Genomic DNA, 17472 nt, shown 5'->3' with positions numbered 1-17472 from the left:
CTTATTTCAATGTACGAATATCAGCAAAATGACCGGCAACCGCGGCGGCGGCGGCCATTGCAGGGCTGACCAGATGAGTACGCCCACCGCGGCCCTGGCGACCTTCAAAGTTACGGTTGCTGGTGGAGGCGCAGCGCTCGCCCGGGTTCAGGCGGTCGTTGTTCATAGCCAGGCACATGGAGCAGCCCGGCAGGCGCCATTCAAAACCGGCTTCAATGAAAATTTTGTCCAGCCCTTCGGCTTCGGCCTGAGCTTTAACCGGGCCGGAGCCTGGAACCACCATCGCCAGTACGCCGGGAGCAACTTTGCGCCCTTTTGCGATTTCGGCCGCCGCACGCAGGTCTTCGATACGCGAGTTGGTACAGGAGCCGATAAACACTTTATCAATAGCCACTTCGGTCAGCGGGATACCCGGCTTCAGGCCCATATAGGCCAACGCTTTCTCGGCAGAGGCGCGCTCAACCGGATCGCTGAACGAGTCAGGGTTAGGGATATTGTCGGTCACCGAGATGACCTGGCCTGGGTTGGTTCCCCAGGTTACCTGCGGTGCGATTTCAGCGGCATCTAACGTTACGGTGGTGTCGAAGTTAGCGCCTTCATCGGTGCTGAATGTTTTCCAGTAAGCAACCGCATCGTCCCAGTCAGCGCCTTTTGGTGCGTGCAGGCGGCCATTAACATAGTTGAAGGTGGTTTCGTCCGGCGCGACCAGACCCGCCTTAGCACCCATTTCAATAGCCATGTTACACAGCGTCATGCGGCCTTCCATGCTCAGGGCACGGATAGCTTCCCCGCAGAACTCAACGACGTGGCCGGTACCGCCCGCGCTGCCGGTTTTACCGATGATCGCCAGCACGATATCTTTGGCCGTGATACCCGGTGCTGCGGTGCCTTTGACCTCGATCTTCATGGTCTTAGCGCGGCCCTGTTTCAGGGTCTGGGTTGCCAGTACGTGTTCAACTTCGGAAGTACCGATACCGAATGCCAGTGCGCCAAACGCGCCGTGGGTGGCGGTGTGGGAGTCGCCGCACACGATGGTCATGCCAGGCAGAGTAATGCCCTGTTCCGGCCCCATCACGTGGACGATGCCCTGGTATGGGTGGTTCAAATCGTAGAGCTCAACGCCAAACTCTTTGCAGTTCTTCATCAACTCCTGCATCTGAATGCGGGCCATCTCGCCGGAAGCGTTGATGTCTTTGGTCTGGGTTGAAACGTTGTGATCCATGGTGGCGAAAGTCTTCCCCGGCTGGCGAACAGGGCGGCCGTGGGCGCGCAGGCCGTCGAATGCCTGTGGAGAGGTCACTTCATGCACCAGATGGCGGTCAATGTACAGCAGCGGCGTCTCTTCCGGGGCTTCAAAGACCACATGGGCGTCGTACAATTTCTGATATAAGGTCTTAGCCATGATTACTTCCCCTGAGCCACGTAGCGGGCAATGATATCGCCCATTTCGTCGGTGCTGATTGCTTTACCATCACGGGCTAAGTCGCCGGTGCGGTGGCCTTCTTCTAACGCGCGGTTAATTGCGCCTTCGATAGCCTGAGCGGCCTGTTCCGCATCCAGGCTGTAGCGCAGCAGCAGCGCCAGAGACAGGATTTGCGCGATAGGGTTGGCGATGTTCTTGCCTGCGATGTCCGGCGCGGAACCGCCCGCAGGTTCGTACAGGCCAAAGCCTTGCTCGTTCAGGCTGGCGGACGGCAGCATCCCCATGGAACCGGTTATCATCGCGCACTCGTCGGACAAAATATCGCCAAACAGGTTGGAGCACAGCAGTACGTCGAACTGCGAAGGATCTTTAATTAACTGCATGGTGGCGTTGTCGATATACATATGGGACAGCGACACGTCAGGGTATTCTTTGCCGATTTCGTTGACGATTTCCCGCCACAACAGCGAAGTTTGCAGCACGTTCGCTTTGTCGATAGAGGTCACTTTACCGCGGCGTTTACGCGCGGATTCAAAAGCGATACGGGCGATTCGCTCGATCTCAAAGCGGTGGTAAACCTCAGTATCGTACGCTTTTTCGTGCATGCCGCTGCCTTCGCGGCCCTTAGGCTGGCCGAAGTAAATCCCGCCGGTCAGTTCGCGAACGCACAGAATGTCGAAGCCGTTTGCCGCGATATCGGCGCGCAGCGGGCAAAACTCTTCCAGCCCCTGATACAGACGCGCCGGACGCAGGTTGCTGAACAGTTTGAAATGTTTGCGCAGCGGCAGCAGGGCACCGCGCTCGGGCTGCTCTGCCGGCGGTAAATGTTCCCATTTAGGGCCGCCCACGGAGCCGAATAAAATCGCATCGGCCTGCTCGCAGCCTTCAACCGTTGCCTGCGGCAGCGGGCTGCCGTGACGATCGATAGCCGCACCGCCTACGTCATGCGTGCTGGTGGTGATGCGGATATCAAAGCGGTTACGAACTGCATCCAGTACTTTCAGGGCCTGAGCCATCACTTCCGGGCCAATACCGTCGCCCGGCAAAACTGCAATATGATAATTTTTCGACATTACACGGTTTCCTGATTTTGTTCTTTATTCTGATGTTGAGCTTTGCGTTGCAATTCTTTTTCGACTTCACCGGCGCGCCAGATGTTGTTCAGCACATGCACCATCGCTTTGGCGGATGACTCGACGATGTCGGTAGTCAGGCCGACGCCGTGGAAGCGGCGACCGTTGTAGTTGGCGACGATATCAACCTGGCCCAGCGCGTCTTTACCCTGGCCTTTGGCGCTCAAGCTGTATTTCACCAGCTCAATATCGTATTCGGTGATGCGGTTAATAGCCTGGTACACGGCATCTACAGGGCCGTTGCCGTTTGCCGCTTCGGCCTTAATTTCTTCCCCACAGGCCAGCTTCACGGAGGCGGTGGCGATACCGTTGGAGCCTGACTGCACGCTGAAGTAGTCCAGGCGGAAGTGTTCGGGCTCTTCCTGCTGTTTGTTGATGAAGGCCAATGCTTCCAGATCGTAGTCAAAGACCTGGCCTTTTTTATCTGCCAGTTTCAGGAAGGCGTCGTACAGATTATCCAGGCTGTAGTCGTTTTCTTTGTAACCCATTTCATCCATGCGGTGCTTCACGGCCGCACGACCGGAGCGGGAGGTCAGGTTTAACTGCACCTGGTTCAGGCCAATGGATTCCGGGGTCATGATTTCGTAGTTTTCGCGGTTCTTCAGCACGCCGTCCTGGTGAATGCCGGAGGAGTGGGCAAAAGCGCCGGTGCCGACGATGGCTTTGTTAGCCGGGACCGGCATATTGCAGATTTGGCTGACCATCTGGCTGGTGCGCCAGATTTCCTGATGATTGATGCGGGTGTGCAGGTTCATGATGTCCTTGCGCACCTTGATAGCCATGATGACTTCTTCCAGCGAGCAGTTACCCGCGCGCTCGCCGATGCCGTTCATCGCGCCTTCAACCTGGCGAGCACCCGCGTGCACCGCAGCGATGGCGTTGCCGACGGCCAGGCCCAGGTCGTCATGGGTGTGAACGGAGATAATCGCTTTGTCGATATTTGGCACACGCTCATACAGGCCGGTGATGATGTTGGAGAACTCAAACGGCATGGTATAGCCGACGGTGTCCGGGATGTTGATGGTAGTAGCGCCAGCGTTAATCGCGGCTTCTACTACGCGAGCCAGATCGGCGATTGGCGTACGGCCAGCATCTTCACAGGAAAACTCAACATCATCGGTGTAGTTGCGGGCGCGTTTTACCATGTAAACGGCACGCTCGATAACTTCGTCCAGCGTACTGCGCAGCTTGGTGGCAATATGCATCGGCGAAGTGGCGATAAAGGTATGAATTCGGAAAGCTTCGGCAACTTTCAGCGACTCGGCGGCGACATCAATATCTTTCTCTACGCAGCGGGCCAAAGCACAAACACGGCTGTTTTTGATATTACGGGCGATGGTCTGAACGGACTCGAAATCACCCGGAGAGGAGACCGGGAAGCCGACTTCCATTACATCTACGCCCATACGTTCCAGCGCCATGGCTATCTGCAGTTTCTCTTTCACGCTCAGGCTGGCCTGTAATGCCTGCTCACCGTCACGCAATGTAGTATCAAAAATAATAACTTGCTGGCTCATGGTTAGGTCCTTTATCTGTCCTGGGCGCCTTCGCTACGAGCATAAAAAAACCCGCGCATTGGCGCGGGTTTTATTTGTCTGAAGGCTTGAATCAACGCTGATTGTCGCCCACCAGTCTACCGCGCAAATAAGATGCGTTTAGTAGTAGACCAAGTAGGCGGATGCTGTGATTCATGTTCAAGCCCTGAGTAATTTCGTGATGTATTAATTGGTACTTGATCTGCTGGCGGCTGTCAACACTTATCCAGACAGGCGCAGCGGGTATGTCGCTTTTCACGGTTTCTCATTCAGAGGAAAACACCACTAAAGAATTTTTTACGAATATATATGAAAGCATCACAGTTAAATTAATCAATTTTCGATTATGGTCGTTTTTTGATAGTACCTTGTATGAATATTATAAAAATCATGTATTGTTTTCCCGCTGGCAAAAACGATATTAAATACGGGTAAGTTTTAATGCTTCTTGTTAATTGTTAATGGTTGCTTATAAATGGGGTGAGCTTAATATTTAAAGGTGCATGCTTTGGAAAGTACCATCAGCCCAGTTTGCCAGTCGAGTAAATATTGATGACGGAGTTTTCAGGTTCTTGAACCGTGGAAGGGAACCCAATTTGCTGCTGGAGTAATAAAATGACTGATGAACTCATTGAATGTCCGAATGTTCAGGAAATAATAAAATCACAATTGCGAGAAGTTGACCTGAATTTGCTCACGGTTTTTGACGCCGTGATGCAGGCTGAAAGTATTACCGGGGCCGCCAGACTGCTGGGGATGTCTCAGCCAGCGGTCAGCAATGCGGTTTCCCGGCTGAAGATAATGTTTAACGATGAGCTTTTCGTCCGCTATGGGCGAGGCATACAGCCAACCGGAAGGGCGTTTCAGCTGTTCAGTATTGTGCGCCACGTCCTGCAACTGGTTCAGAATGAGCTACCGGGTGCCGGGTTTGATCCTCTTGGAAGTGAGCGAGTTTTTAATATTTGCATTTCCAGCCCGCTGGATAACCGAATAATACCGATTTTTTATGATGCGGTTAAATATTCCGCACCCTATATTAAGTTGAGTTTTAAATCATGTTTTGGCCCTGATATTGAGCATCAGATGCGGCATCAGAAAGTCGACTTTGTGATTAGTTACGAAGAATTTGTTCGGCCCGAATTTAAGCGCATGGCGCTGTTTAAGGACGAAATGGTATTAGTTACCGGGCCGCAACATCCAGGCTTTTGTGACTCGTTCAGCATCACCGATTTTTATAATGAGCGCCATGCTACCGCTTCTCTGGATAACTACGGCTCATTCAGTTTTCTTTGGTATGATACGGCTGAAAAACAAAATTCTATTGCCTGGCAGGGCGTAGCGATTACCAGCGTTTTGAATGTGGTTTCGCAGACGAAACTGGTCGGCGTGGCGCCGCGTTGGCTGGCTGAGAAGTTCGCTAATGAACTGAAAATAAATATTTTTCCGCTTCCTTTTGCGCAAAAAACTCGAACCTGTTATCTGTCGTGGCATGAATCAGCCGGGCAGGACAGAGGGCATTTGTGGATGCAGACTCTAATAAAGACAATTTGCTGTCAGTGAAAAAGGCAAATTGGCCAGCAATCGCGGAAGGTCACCGTTCTTTTTTCTCCCTTTTGTTTAAAATGCAGCATTTTATACTTTAGCACTTTCTGACTGCCGCTCTGCGGCGGTTTTTAATCTCTAAATTAATGTATAACGCACTGCATTTACCTCCATCTCTGACATATTCGTTAACAAGCCTCCCCGCTGTTCAGTTGATAGCTCCGCTATGTTCAGGTTTTGTAGCGATGAGGCCAAATTCGCTGCCCCGGATTGCGTAGGTGGATAATTGCCTGAGCGATTTTGAGCGGTTATGTTAATAAGCTAAACCTATAAAAACAAAACAGGCAGAGACACAACCTGTCGCAACGACGGCGCGGAAATGAGTTCTGCGTGCGGTCAAAAACGTGAGCCTGGAGGCAAAACCATGGAGATGTTGTCAGGAGCCGAGATGGTCGTCCGGTCGTTAATCGATCAGGGCGTTAAGCAGGTATTCGGCTACCCGGGAGGCGCGGTCCTCGATATTTACGACGCGCTTCATACTATGGGCGGAATCGATCATGTGCTGGTGCGCCATGAACAGGCGGCGGTGCATATGGCCGACGGCCTGGCGCGTGCGACCGGCGAAACGGGCGTGGTGCTGGTGACTTCTGGTCCCGGTGCAACCAATGCCATCACCGGTATCGCAACCGCCTATATGGATTCTATTCCAATGGTGGTGCTGTCAGGGCAGGTTGCAACTTCTCTGATTGGTTATGACGCTTTTCAGGAGTGCGATATGGTCGGCATTTCCCGGCCGGTGGTAAAGCACAGCTTCCTGGTAAAACAGGTCGAAGACATTCCCGCCACCATCAAAAAAGCATTCTGGCTGGCTTCGAGCGGCCGGCCTGGCCCGGTTGTAGTCGACCTGCCAAAAGATATTATGAGTCCGGCGAATAAGCTGCCGTACGCCTGGCCCGAATCCGTCAGTATGCGCTCCTATAACCCGACGACGCAGGGACATAAAGGGCAGATTAAACGTGCTCTGCAAACCCTGATTGCGGCTAAAAAGCCGGTTATGTACGTCGGCGGGGGCGCTATTAATTCGGCATGTCATGAACAACTGCTGACGCTCGCTGAAAAGCTAAATATTCCGGTGGTTTCTTCTTTGATGGGGCTGGGAGCCTTCCCGGCAACGCACCGTCAGGCGCTGGGCATGCTCGGTATGCACGGCACTTATGAAGCCAACATGACGATGCACCATTCCGATGTTATTTTTGCGGTTGGCGTGCGCTTTGACGATCGCACCACCAATAATCTCGCAAAATATTGCCCGAATGCCACCGTACTGCATATCGACATCGATCCGACTTCTATTTCCAAAACCGTGGCTGCGGATGTGCCAATCGTGGGCGACGCTCATCAGGTTCTGACCCAGATGCTGGACCTGTTGGCTCATGAAGAGACGCAGCAGTCCGGCGATGAGATTCGTGACTGGTGGCAGCACATTGAACAATGGCGCGCTCGACACTGCCTCGAATTCGACCGTAGCAGCGCAGCGATTAAGCCACAGGCGGTGATAGAGACGGCATACCGTCTGACGAAAGGAGAGGCATATGTCACTTCCGACGTGGGCCAGCATCAGATGTTTGCCGCGCTTTATTATCCGTTCGATAAGCCTCGCCGTTGGATTAACTCGGGCGGGCTTGGCACTATGGGCTTTGGCCTGCCTGCCGCGCTTGGCGTGAAAATGGCATTGCCGGATGAAACCGTCATCTGTGTGACCGGTGATGGCAGTATCCAGATGAATATTCAGGAGCTTTCTACTGCCCTGCAGTATGGCCTGTCGGTGCTGGTACTGAACCTGAACAACCGCTATCTCGGGATGGTAAAACAGTGGCAGGACATGATCTATTCGGGCCGCCATTCTCAGTCTTATATGGAGTCGCTGCCTGACTTTGCGAAGCTGGCGGAGGCTTACGGCCACGTTGGCATCACCATTACTAAGCCCGAAGAGCTTGAAAGCCAGCTGGCACACGCCCTGGAAACCGTACGCGGCGGCCGCCTGGTATTTGTGGATGTCATGGTCGATGGAACAGAACACGTTTATCCGATGCAGATCCGCGGCGGCGGAATGGATGAAATGTGGTTAAGCAAAACGGAGAGAACCTGATTATGCGCCGGATATTATCTGTATTACTGGAGAATGAATCAGGAGCGTTATCTCGCGTTATTGGCCTGTTCTCCCAGCGTGGCTACAACATTGAAAGCCTGACCGTGGCACCCACCGACGATCCTACGCTCTCCCGGATGACTATTCAGACGGTGGGCGATGAAAAAGTGCTGGAGCAGATCGAAAAGCAGCTGCACAAGCTGGTGGATGTGCTGCGGGTAAGCGAACTGGGGCAGGGCGCGTATGTTGAGCGCGAAATCATGCTGGTTAAAGTTCAGGCCAGCGGGTACGGGCGCGAAGAGGTGAAACGCAGCGCGGAGATTTTCCGCGGGCAAATCATCGACGTGACGCCGACGCTCTACACGGTACAGCTTGCCGGCACCAGCGATAAGCTGAATGCTTTTCTCGATGCGATTCGCGATGTGGCGAAAATCGTTGAGATTGCCCGCTCGGGCGTCGTCGGCGTTTCGCGCGGCGATAAGATTATGCGCTAGTCACTAATGTGATCTAACTCACAGGCCCGGTAATCACTGCCGGGCTTTTTTTTGCAAACCAGAAAACAACACCCTGCAAAAGCGGTTGCCGGAGTTATTATTCTGCGCTTAGATGTAAATGTTGTTAACCATAGCCAGGGTATGGTTATGGGTCACCTGGAGAGTAAGGGGCTACAGTGAAATTGGATGAAATCGCGCGCCTGGCAGGAGTGTCACGCACTACGGCGAGCTACGTCATCAACGGGAAGGCGAAGCAGTATCGCGTCAGCGATAAAACCGTTGAGAAAGTTATGGCGGTGGTACGGGAGCATAACTACCACCCGAATGCGGTGGCCGCAGGTTTGCGCGCCGGGCGCACGCGTTCTATCGGTTTGGTTATCCCTGACCTGGAGAACACCAGCTACACCCGTATTGCTAACTATCTTGAGCGCCAGGCTCGCCAGCGCGGCTATCAGCTGCTGATCGCCTGTTCGGAAGATCAGCCGGACAACGAAATGCGCTGCATCGAGCATCTTTTACAGCGCCAGGTTGATGCGATCATTGTTTCGACATCGCTGCCTCCGGAGCACCCTTTCTATCAGCGCTGGGCGAACGATTCGTTTCCTATTATCGCGCTTGACAGGGCGTTAGATCGCGAGCATTTCACCAGCGTCGTCGGTGCCGATCAGGACGATGCGGAAATGCTGGCCGAAGAGCTGCGCAAATTCCCCGGCGATAATATTCTTTACCTCGGTGCGCTGCCCGAGCTTTCGGTCAGTTTCCTGCGTGAACAGGGTTTCCGTACTGCCTGGAAAGACGACCCGCGTACCGTCAACTACCTCTATGCCAACAGCTATGAGCGCGAGGCAGCGGCCCAGCTTTTTGAAAAATGGCTGGAAACCCACGAAATGCCGGACGCGCTTTATACCACCTCGTTTGCGCTGCTGCAGGGCGTAATGGACGTCACGCTGCGCCGCCAGGGCCGCCTTCCTTCTGAGCTGGCGATCGCTACCTTTGGCGACAACGAGCTGCTGGACTTCCTGCAATGCCCGGTGCTTGCGGTTGCTCAACGCCATCGCGATGTTGCCGAAAGGGTGCTTGAATTGGTGCTGGCAAGCCTCGACGAACCGCGTAAACCGAAGCCGGGTTTAACCCGAATTCGCAGAAATCTTTATCGTCGCGGTAGCCTGAGTCGCTACTAATCTTGAGGGCAGTTTCGGCTGCCCTAAAGTTAATTAAGAACTTTCCGGTATATTTACCCTTATTTTTTAAGGCAATTAATTAGCCGGGAAAAATGTGATAAAAAATCCCCATCGGCTAAATAAATCTCTTCTTTGTATTATTTTGTTACACACCCACAGATAAGAAATGTTGGATTATTAATCATTAGCCGCCTCGCTTTCTTTACTCTTTACGCTCAGCCTGCGCCGGGCGGGCATCTGGCGCTGTTATCCAGCCCCGAAATACCTTAAAATGCCGACCGCGTCGCAAACTGCGCACTTAATATTTCCCAAAACAAGTATTTAGTCGTTTTAACGCTGTTGATGTTTATTGGTCTTTTTCTTTCAAATATTCATGACGTTAATTTTGCCTCGCTAATGCGGCCCTTTTCACGCCAGCCATTTATCAATCGCTTAGGCGCGGGAATTTATTCCCGTAAGCGGCCTGGCTGGCTTGACAAGGTTTTCCTCCGCTCCGTAAACTCCTTTATGTGGGAATTTGTGGGGTAAAGTGGTGGAATGGGTCATTATAGGGTGAGGCTGGCATGTTCCGTGGAGCAACGTTAGTCAATCTCGACAGCAAGGGGCGGCTTGCCGTACCTACCCGTTATCGGGAAAAGCTAGTCGAAATCTCTGAAGGTCAGATGGTTTGCACCATCGACATCCATCACCCCTGCCTGCTGCTTTATACCGTTCCTGAATGGGAAATTATTGAACAAAAGCTTGCCCGTCTGTCGAGCATGAACCCCGCAGAACGCCGCGTACAGCGGTTGTTACTGGGTCATGCCAGTGAATGTCAGATGGATAGCGCCGGGCGATTGCTGCTGGCGCCAGTTTTACGCCAGCACGCCGGGCTTACCAAAGAAGTAATGCTGGTCGGGCAGTTCAATAAGTTTGAGCTGTGGGATGAAACGACCTGGCATCAACAGGTCAGGGAAGATATCGACGCTGAGCAGGCTTCGACCAATACCTTGTCGGAACGTCTGCAGGACTTGTCACTTTAAGAAATGATGGAAAATTTTAAACATACTACGGTGCTGCTGGACGAGGCCGTGAACGGCCTTAATATTCGTCCTGACGGCATCTACATTGATGGCACTTTTGGTCGCGGTGGCCACTCACGCCTGATCCTGTCCCAGCTTGGTGAACAAGGTCGTCTGCTGGCGATTGACCGCGATCCGCAGGCGATCGCCGCGGCAGCCGCTATTGATGACCCACGCTTCTCCATCATTCATGGCCCATTCTCTGCGCTGGCAGATTACGCCCGCGAGCGCGAACTGGAAGGCAAGATCGACGGCATTTTGCTGGATCTTGGCGTTTCGTCCCCTCAACTGGATGACGCTGAACGTGGTTTCTCCTTTATGCGAGATGGCCCGCTGGATATGCGTATGGATCCAACCCGCGGCCAGTCTGCCGCCCAGTGGCTGATGACAGCAGAAGAAGCTGATATTGCCTGGGTTATCAAAACTTTCGGTGAAGAACGCTTTGGTAAGCGTATCGCGCGCGCCATTGTGGAGCGCAATCGTGAAGAGCCGATGACGCGTACCAAAGAGCTGGCGGCCGTTGTAGCCGCCGCGATGCCGGTAAAAGACAAGTTCAAACATCCGGCTACCCGCACTTTCCAGGCTATTCGTATCTGGATCAACAGCGAGCTGGACGAAATTGAAAAGGCGCTAAACGGATCGCTGGCCGCGCTGGCAACCGGAGGGCGTCTGTCGATTATCAGTTTCCACTCTCTGGAAGACCGTATCGTCAAACGCTTTATGCGTGAAAACAGCCGTGGTCCACAGGTTCCGGCCGGTCTGCCGATGACGGAGGCTCAGCTGAATAAACTGGGCGGCCGCTACCTGAAGGCGCTCGGCAAAATGATGCCGGGCGAGGAAGAAGTTGCGGAGAATCCGCGCGCGCGCAGTTCCGTTTTGCGTATCGCCGAGAGGACTAACGCATGATCAACCGAGTGACAGAAACCCTCAGCAAGGTCACGCAGCTCGGCAGCAATGAGCGCCACGCCTTGCCGACGGTGATCGGCGGCGATCTGCTGCGACACGGGAAACTGCCACTCTGTTTGTTCATCGCCAGCATTATCACCGCCGTTTCAGTGGTGACCACGGCGCACCATACTCGCCTGCTGACAGCACAGCGTGAGCAGATGGTTCTGGAGCGCGACGCGCTGGATATTGAGTGGCGCAACCTGATTCTTGAAGAAAATGCGCTCGGCGATCATAGCCGGGTGGAGCGGATCGCGACGGAAAAGCTGCAATTGCAGCATGTCGATCCTTCGCAGGAAAACATCGTAGTTCAGCAATAAGGAATAGCGCGACAGATGAGATCAGCGGCAAAAACGCTTAAACCAAAACGCCAGGAAGAACAGGCCAACTTTATCGGTTGGCGTTTTGCGTTGCTTTGCGGTTGCATTCTGCTCGCACTGACTTTCCTGCTCGGTCGCGTGGCGTGGCTGCAAATCATCAGTCCGGATATGCTGGTGCGCCAGGGTGATATGCGCTCTCTTCGCGTGCAGGAAGTTTCAACTTCACGCGGCATGATTAGCGACCGCGCGGGGCGTCCGCTGGCGGTGAGCGTGCCGGTTAATGCGATTTGGGCCGACCCTAAAGAGCTGCACGAGGCGGGCGGCGTAACGCTGGATAACCGCTGGAAAGCGCTGGCCGATGCGCTAAAAATCCCGCTCGACCAGCTGGCTACCCGGGTTAACAGCAATCCAGGTGGCCGCTTTATCTATCTTGCCCGTCAGGTCAACCCGGACATCGGCGACTACATCAAGAAGCTTAAGCTCCCCGGTATTCATCTGCGGCAGGAATCTCGCCGCTACTATCCTTCAGGCGAAGTGACTGCTCACCTCATCGGCTTTACCAACGTCGATAGCGAAGGGATCGAGGGGGTGGAAAAAAGCTTTGATAAATGGCTCACCGGTCAGCCCGGCGAGCGCGTTGTGCGTAAAGACCGCTACGGGCGCGTTATCGAAGACATTTCCTCAACCGACAGCCAGGCCGCCCATAACCTGGCTTTGAGCATTGATGAACGCCTGCAGGCCCTGGTCTACCGCGAGCTGAATAACGCCGTCGCCTTTAACAAGGCCGAGTCCGGCACCGCCGTACTGGTGGATGTGAATACCGGCGAAGTGCTGGCGATGGCCAATAGCCCGTCCTACAACCCGAATAACCTGACCGGCACTGCAAAAGATGTGATGCGTAACCGCTCTATTACCGACATCTTTGAACCGGGTTCCACCGTTAAGCCAATGGTGGTGATGACCGCTCTGCAGCGTGGCGTGGTACAGGAAAATACCGTGCTGAACACGGTGCCGTTCCGCATCAATGGTCATGAGATCAAAGATGTTGGGCGCTACAACGAATTGACTCTTACCGGAGTCCTACAGAAGTCGAGTAACGTCGGGGTTTCAAAACTGGCGTTAGCGATGCCCTCCTCAGCGTTAGTAGATACTTACTCTCGTTTTGGACTGGGAAAAGCGACCAATTTGGGGTTGGTCGGGGAACGCAGTGGCTTATATCCTCAAAAACAACGGTGGTCTGACATAGAGAGGGCCACCTTCTCTTTCGGCTATGGGCTAATGGTAACGCCGTTACAGTTAGCGCGAGTCTACGCAACAATCGGCAGCTACGGAATTTACCGTCCGCTGTCTATCACCAAAGTTGACCCGCCGGTTCCCGGCGAACGTGTCTTTCCAGAATCCACAGTTCGCACAGTGCTGCACATGATGGAAAGCGTGGCACTGCCCGGCGGCGGCGGGGTTAAGGCAGCGATTAAAGGTTATCGTATTGCCATTAAAACCGGTACCGCGAAGAAAGTTGGGCCGGACGGAAAATATATCAATAAATACATTGCCTATACCGCAGGTGTAGCGCCAGCCAGCAATCCGCGCTTCGCGCTGGTGGTAGTGATTAACGATCCGCAGGCCGGTAAATATTACGGCGGTGCCATCTCTGCACCCGTGTTCGGTGCAATTATGGGTGGCGTGCTGCGCACCATGAACATTGAACCGGATGCCCTGGCAGTCGGTGAGAAAAGCGAATTTGTAATTAATCAGAAAGAGGCATCAGGTGGCAGATCGTAATTTGAGTGACCTTCTTGCTCCGTGGGTAGCCGGACTGCCTGCGAGAGCGCTGCGAGAGATGACACTCGATAGTCGCGTGGCGGCTGCGGGCGATCTTTTTGTGGCCGTGGTCGGTCATCAGGCGGACGGGCGTCGTTATATCCCGCAGGCGATAGCACAGGGTGTAGCTGCCGTGATCGCAGAGGCGGACGGCGAAGCTGCGGATGGCGAAGTGCGTGAAATGCACGGCGTGCCTGTCATCTACCTTAGCCAGCTGCATCAGCGCCTCTCTGCGCTGGCCGGGCGCTTCTATCATCAGCCTTCCGGGGCGTTACGCCTGGTCGGCGTGACCGGTACCAACGGTAAGACCACAACGACCCAGTTGCTTGCGCAATGGGCCCAGCTACTGGGCGAAACCAGCGCCGTGATGGGCACCGTAGGCAATGGGCTGCTCGGGCAGGTGGTTCCGACCGAGAACACCACGGGTTCTGCGGTTGATGTTCAGCATGTATTAGCGAGCCTGAGCGCGCAGGGCGCAACCTTTGGCGCGATGGAAGTCTCTTCCCATGGCCTGGTTCAGCACCGCGTAGCGGCATTGAAATTTGCCGCCTCTGTCTTTACCAATTTAAGCCGCGATCATCTTGATTATCATGGTGATATGGCAAATTACGAAGCCGCAAAATGGCTGCTGTTCTCCGAACATGACTGCGGTCAGGCGATCATCAATGCCGACGATGAAGTCGGCCGCCGCTGGCTGGCTCGCCTGCCGGATGCCGTTGCGGTCAGCATGGAGAACAATTTACAGCCGGGCGGCCACGGTCGCTGGCTGAAAACCGATGAAGTGGTTTATCACGACAGCGGGGCAACGATTCGCTTTAGCTCCTCCTGGGGCGACGGTGAAATTGAAAGCCGCCTGATGGGGGCGTTTAACGTTAGCAACCTACTGCTGGCCCTGGCAACGCTGCTGGCGCTGGGCTATCCGCTAAACGAATTGGTTGATTCCGGGGCTCGCCTGCAGCCGGTTTGCGGGCGCATGGAAGTCTTCAGCGCGGCGGGTAAACCTACCGTAGTCGTTGATTACGCTCACACCCCGGACGCGCTGGAAAAAGCATTACAGGCGGCTCGCCTGCACTGCGCCGGCAAACTGTGGTGCGTGTTTGGCTGCGGTGGCGATCGTGACAAGGGCAAACGCCCTCTTATGGGCGGTATCGCCGAGCAATACGCCGATGTGGTTGTGGTGACCGACGACAACCCGCGTACCGAGGAGCCAAAGGCTATCGTCGACGATATCCTGACCGGCATGCTTGATGCGGGCCGCGCTCACGTCGTATTAGGGCGTGCGGAAGCGGTGACCAATGCCATTATGCAGGCTAAAGAAAACGACGTCGTGCTGCTGGCCGGTAAAGGCCACGAAGATTATCAAATTGTTGGCAACCGCCGTCTGGATTACTCCGACCGCGTAACTGCCGCTCGTCTGCTGGGAGTTGTGGCATGATTCGCGTCTCCCTGAAGCAACTTGAAACCATCCTGAAGGGTGAGCTGTTTGGCGCTGACGCGGACATTATCGATGTCACTACCGATACCCGTAAGCTCACCGCTGGCTGCCTGTTTGTGGCGCTAAAAGGCGAACGTTTTGATGCTCACGACTTTGCCGCAGATGCGGTGAAAGGTGGAGCAGGATCGCTGCTGGTAAGCCGCAAGCTGGATATAGACGTTCCGCAGCTGGTTGTCGCGGATACTCGCCTCGCTTTTGGCGAGCTGGGCGCGTGGGTTCGCCAGCAGGTTCCGACGCGCATTGTGGCGCTCACCGGCTCCTCCGGCAAAACCTCGGTAAAAGAGATGGCGGCTTCAATCCTGCGCCAGTGTGGCAATACGCTTTACACCGCAGGCAACCTGAATAACGACATCGGCGTACCGATGACGCTGCTGCGCCTGACCCCGGAATATGACTTTGCCGTTATCGAACTGGGCGCTAATCATCAGGGCGAAATTGCCTGGACCGTGGGGCTGACCCGCCCGGAAGCCGCGCTGGTTAATAACCTGGCCGCCGCGCACCTTGAGGGCTTTGGCTCTCTGGCAGGCGTTGCAAAAGCGAAGGGTGAGATCTTTACCGGCCTGCCGGCCAACGGCACCGCAATCCTGAACGCCGATAATAATGACTGGCTGAACTGGCAGACGATCATCGGCGATCGCAAAACCTGGCGTTTTTCCCCTAACGCGGAAGGGAGCGATTTTACCGCGACCAATATCCATATCACTTCGCACGGCACCGAGTTCACTCTGCGCACCCCGCAGGGTGATACTGATGTCGTGCTGCCGCTGCCTGGCCGCCACAATATTGCTAACTCGCTGGCCGCTACGGCGCTGGCGATGGCCGTTGGCGCTCCTCTGGAAGCGGTAAAAGCTGGCCTGGCCGGGCTGAAAGCCGTTCCGGGCCGCCTGTTCCCCATTCATCTTGCTGAAAATCAGCTGCTGCTGGACGACAGCTACAACGCCAACGTGGGTTCTATGACCGCCGCAGCGCAGGTGCTTTCGGAAATGCCCGGCTACCGCGTGATGGTTGTGGGCGATATGGCCGAACTGGGTGATGAAGCTGAAGCCTGCCATCGTCAGGTAGGCGAGGCGGCAAAATCCGCAGGCATCGACCGGGTATTAAGCGTGGGCGTGTTAAGTAAAACGCTGAGCGCTGCATCAGAAGTTGGTGAGCATTTTACCGATAAGCAGACCGTGATTGAGCGTTTAAAAGCGCTAATTGCGGAACATTCAATTTTAACCATTTTGGTGAAAGGTTCACGTAGTGCGGCCATGGAAGAGGTGGTTCGCGCATTACAGGAGAAACAAGCATGCTAGTTTGGCTGGCCGAACATTTGGTCAAATATTATTCCGGCTTTAACGTCTTTTCCTACCTGACGTTTCGCGCCATTGTCAGCCTGCTGACCGCTCTGTTTATCTCCCTGTGGATGGGGCCGCGGATGATCGCGCGTTTACAACAACTCTCCTTCGGGCAGGTTGTGCGCAACGACGGCCCTGAGTCGCATTTCAGCAAACGTGGTACGCCGACGATGGGCGGCCTGATGATCCTGACCGCTATTGTGGTCTCGGTTCTGATGTGGGCTTACCCGTCTAATCCTTACGTCTGGTGCGTGCTGTTCGTGCTGGTCGGCTTCGGTATTGTCGGCTTTGTTGATGACTACCGCAAAGTGGTTCGCAAAGATACCAGGGGGCTGATTGCTCGCTGGAAATACTTCTGGATGTCGGCCATTGCTCTGGTGGTTGCCTTCACCATGTATGCCGTGGGCAAAGGGACTCCGGCCACCGAACTGGTGGTGCCGTTCTTTAAAGACGTGATGCCGCAGCTGGGCCTGTTCTATGTCCTGCTGGCGTACTTCGTTATCGTTGGCACCGGCAATGCGGTAAACCTGACGGACGGCCTGGACGGCCTGGCGATTATGCCAACCGTGTTTGTCGCCGCGGGCTTTGCGCTTGTGGCATGGGCAACGGGCAACATGAACTTCGCTGGTTATCTGCATATCCCTTACCTGCGTCACGCGGGCGAGCTGGTTATCGTTTGTACCGCCATCGTTGGGGCGGGGCTGGGTTTCCTGTGGTTCAACACTTATCCGGCCCAGGTCTTTATGGGCGATGTAGGCTCTCTGGCTCTGGGCGGCGCGCTCGGGACGATTGCCGTGCTGCTGCGCCAGGAGTTCCTGCTGGTGATTATGGGCGGCGTGTTTGTGGTTGAAACCCTGTCGGTTATCTTGCAGGTCGGCTCGTTCAAGCTGCGCGGACAGCGCATCTTCCGTATGGCGCCGATTCACCACCACTATGAATTAAAAGGCTGGCCGGAGCCGCGTGTTATTGTGCGTTTCTGGATTATCTCGCTGATGCTGGTGCTGATTGGCCTGGCAACGCTGAAGGTTCGCTAAAC

General features: G+C 54.6%; 15 protein-coding genes. 11 read left to right on the top strand and 4 right to left on the bottom strand.

Going from position 1 to position 17472, the window contains the following annotated elements; all coding sequences use genetic code 11:
- Position 1: 1 nt before the first annotated feature.
- The 4 genes from leuC to leuL form a co-directional block, all read right to left on the bottom strand.
- Positions 2–1402 carry a 3-isopropylmalate dehydratase large subunit gene (gene leuC / locus ACG1VR_RS19365; protein WP_016534875.1) on the bottom strand — a complete coding sequence of 467 codons (1401 nt, stop codon included), beginning with the start codon at positions 1400–1402 and terminating at the stop codon, positions 2–4.
- A 2-nt stretch (positions 1403–1404) separates the two neighbouring features.
- The gene (gene leuB / locus ACG1VR_RS19360) at positions 1405–2496 is read right to left on the bottom strand and encodes a 3-isopropylmalate dehydrogenase (RefSeq protein WP_395489582.1); all 1092 of its coding nucleotides are present in this window, start codon (positions 2494–2496) and stop codon (positions 1405–1407) included.
- On the bottom strand, positions 2496–4073 hold the full coding sequence (leuA, locus tag ACG1VR_RS19355; RefSeq protein ID WP_016534877.1) for a 2-isopropylmalate synthase: 1578 nt from the start codon (positions 4071–4073) through the stop codon (positions 2496–2498). The genes leuB and leuA overlap by 1 nt, the downstream gene beginning before the upstream one ends.
- 91 nt (positions 4074–4164) lie before the next feature.
- Positions 4165–4248: a leu operon leader peptide gene (leuL, locus tag ACG1VR_RS19350; RefSeq protein WP_227318491.1), complete on the bottom strand. Its 84-nt coding sequence runs from the start codon at positions 4246–4248 to the stop codon at positions 4165–4167.
- A gap of 458 nt (positions 4249–4706) precedes the next feature.
- Between leuL and leuO the strand changes: the two genes are divergently transcribed.
- The 11 genes from leuO (at position 4707) to mraY (ending at position 17470) form a co-directional block, all read left to right on the top strand.
- Positions 4707–5651 carry a transcriptional regulator LeuO gene (leuO, locus tag ACG1VR_RS19345; protein WP_395489581.1) on the top strand — a complete coding sequence of 315 codons (945 nt, stop codon included), beginning with the start codon at positions 4707–4709 and terminating at the stop codon, positions 5649–5651.
- Between the two features lie 406 nt (positions 5652–6057).
- Entirely contained in the window at positions 6058–7782 is a 1725-nt protein-coding gene (ilvI, locus tag ACG1VR_RS19340) for an acetolactate synthase 3 large subunit (RefSeq protein WP_395489580.1), read from the top strand.
- A gap of 2 nt (positions 7783–7784) precedes the next feature.
- Positions 7785–8276 (top strand): acetolactate synthase small subunit, encoded by a 492-nt coding sequence (gene ilvN / locus ACG1VR_RS19335; protein WP_016534881.1) that lies wholly within the window; start codon positions 7785–7787, stop codon positions 8274–8276.
- A 176-nt stretch (positions 8277–8452) separates the two neighbouring features.
- Positions 8453–9457, top strand: a complete 1005-nt coding sequence (gene cra, locus ACG1VR_RS19330) for a catabolite repressor/activator (RefSeq protein WP_016534883.1) — start codon at positions 8453–8455, stop codon at positions 9455–9457.
- A gap of 563 nt (positions 9458–10020) precedes the next feature.
- Positions 10021–10479, top strand: a complete 459-nt coding sequence (mraZ, locus tag ACG1VR_RS19325; RefSeq protein ID WP_016534886.1) for a division/cell wall cluster transcriptional repressor MraZ — start codon at positions 10021–10023, stop codon at positions 10477–10479.
- A gap of 3 nt (positions 10480–10482) precedes the next feature.
- Positions 10483–11424: a 16S rRNA (cytosine(1402)-N(4))-methyltransferase RsmH gene (gene rsmH, locus ACG1VR_RS19320; RefSeq protein WP_216375228.1), complete on the top strand. Its 942-nt coding sequence runs from the start codon at positions 10483–10485 to the stop codon at positions 11422–11424.
- Entirely contained in the window at positions 11421–11783 is a 363-nt protein-coding gene (gene ftsL / locus ACG1VR_RS19315) for a cell division protein FtsL (protein WP_016534888.1), read from the top strand. The genes rsmH and ftsL overlap by 4 nt, the downstream gene beginning before the upstream one ends.
- Positions 11784–11798: 15 nt before the next feature.
- Entirely contained in the window at positions 11799–13565 is a 1767-nt protein-coding gene (locus ACG1VR_RS19310) for a peptidoglycan glycosyltransferase FtsI (protein ID WP_395489579.1), read from the top strand.
- Positions 13552–15039, top strand: a complete 1488-nt coding sequence (murE, locus tag ACG1VR_RS19305) for a UDP-N-acetylmuramoyl-L-alanyl-D-glutamate--2,6-diaminopimelate ligase (RefSeq protein WP_395489578.1) — start codon at positions 13552–13554, stop codon at positions 15037–15039. Before ACG1VR_RS19310 ends, murE begins: the two co-directional genes overlap by 14 nt.
- Complete coding sequence (gene murF, locus ACG1VR_RS19300) at positions 15036–16394, top strand: UDP-N-acetylmuramoyl-tripeptide--D-alanyl-D-alanine ligase (protein WP_395489577.1); 1359 nt, start codon at positions 15036–15038, stop codon at positions 16392–16394. Before murE ends, murF begins: the two co-directional genes overlap by 4 nt.
- Entirely contained in the window at positions 16388–17470 is a 1083-nt protein-coding gene (gene mraY / locus ACG1VR_RS19295) for a phospho-N-acetylmuramoyl-pentapeptide-transferase (protein ID WP_016534892.1), read from the top strand. Before murF ends, mraY begins: the two co-directional genes overlap by 7 nt.
- The last annotated feature ends 2 nt before the right edge of the window (positions 17471–17472 follow it).

Source organism: Cedecea davisae, assembly GCF_044095835.1.
In the GTDB taxonomy this organism is placed as follows: domain Bacteria; phylum Pseudomonadota; class Gammaproteobacteria; order Enterobacterales; family Enterobacteriaceae; genus Cedecea; species Cedecea davisae.
The sequence above is the reverse complement of the archived record's forward strand: the minus strand, read 5'-3'. Positions and strand labels throughout refer to the sequence as shown.

Bases quoted from the DNA above. Each gene is read 5' to 3' on its own strand.
- rsmH (WP_216375228.1), top strand. From the start codon at position 10,483: ATGATGGAAAATTTTAAACATACTACGGTGCTGCTGGACGAGGCCGTG.
- murF (WP_395489577.1), top strand. From the start codon at position 15,036: ATGATTCGCGTCTCCCTGAAGCAACTTGAAACCATCCTGAAGGGTGAG.
- ACG1VR_RS19310 (WP_395489579.1), top strand. From the start codon at position 11,799: ATGAGATCAGCGGCAAAAACGCTTAAACCAAAACGCCAGGAAGAACAG.
- leuL (WP_227318491.1), bottom strand. From the start codon at position 4,248: ATGAATCACAGCATCCGCCTACTTGGTCTACTACTAAACGCATCTTAT.
- leuC (WP_016534875.1), bottom strand. From the start codon at position 1,402: ATGGCTAAGACCTTATATCAGAAATTGTACGACGCCCATGTGGTCTTT.
- leuB (WP_395489582.1), bottom strand. From the start codon at position 2,496: ATGTCGAAAAATTATCATATTGCAGTTTTGCCGGGCGACGGTATTGGC.
- leuA (WP_016534877.1), bottom strand. From the start codon at position 4,073: ATGAGCCAGCAAGTTATTATTTTTGATACTACATTGCGTGACGGTGAG.
- mraY (WP_016534892.1), top strand. From the start codon at position 16,388: ATGCTAGTTTGGCTGGCCGAACATTTGGTCAAATATTATTCCGGCTTT.
- ilvN (WP_016534881.1), top strand. From the start codon at position 7,785: ATGCGCCGGATATTATCTGTATTACTGGAGAATGAATCAGGAGCGTTA.
- ilvI (WP_395489580.1), top strand. From the start codon at position 6,058: ATGGAGATGTTGTCAGGAGCCGAGATGGTCGTCCGGTCGTTAATCGAT.
- leuO (WP_395489581.1), top strand. From the start codon at position 4,707: ATGACTGATGAACTCATTGAATGTCCGAATGTTCAGGAAATAATAAAA.
- ftsL (WP_016534888.1), top strand. From the start codon at position 11,421: ATGATCAACCGAGTGACAGAAACCCTCAGCAAGGTCACGCAGCTCGGC.
- mraZ (WP_016534886.1), top strand. From the start codon at position 10,021: ATGTTCCGTGGAGCAACGTTAGTCAATCTCGACAGCAAGGGGCGGCTT.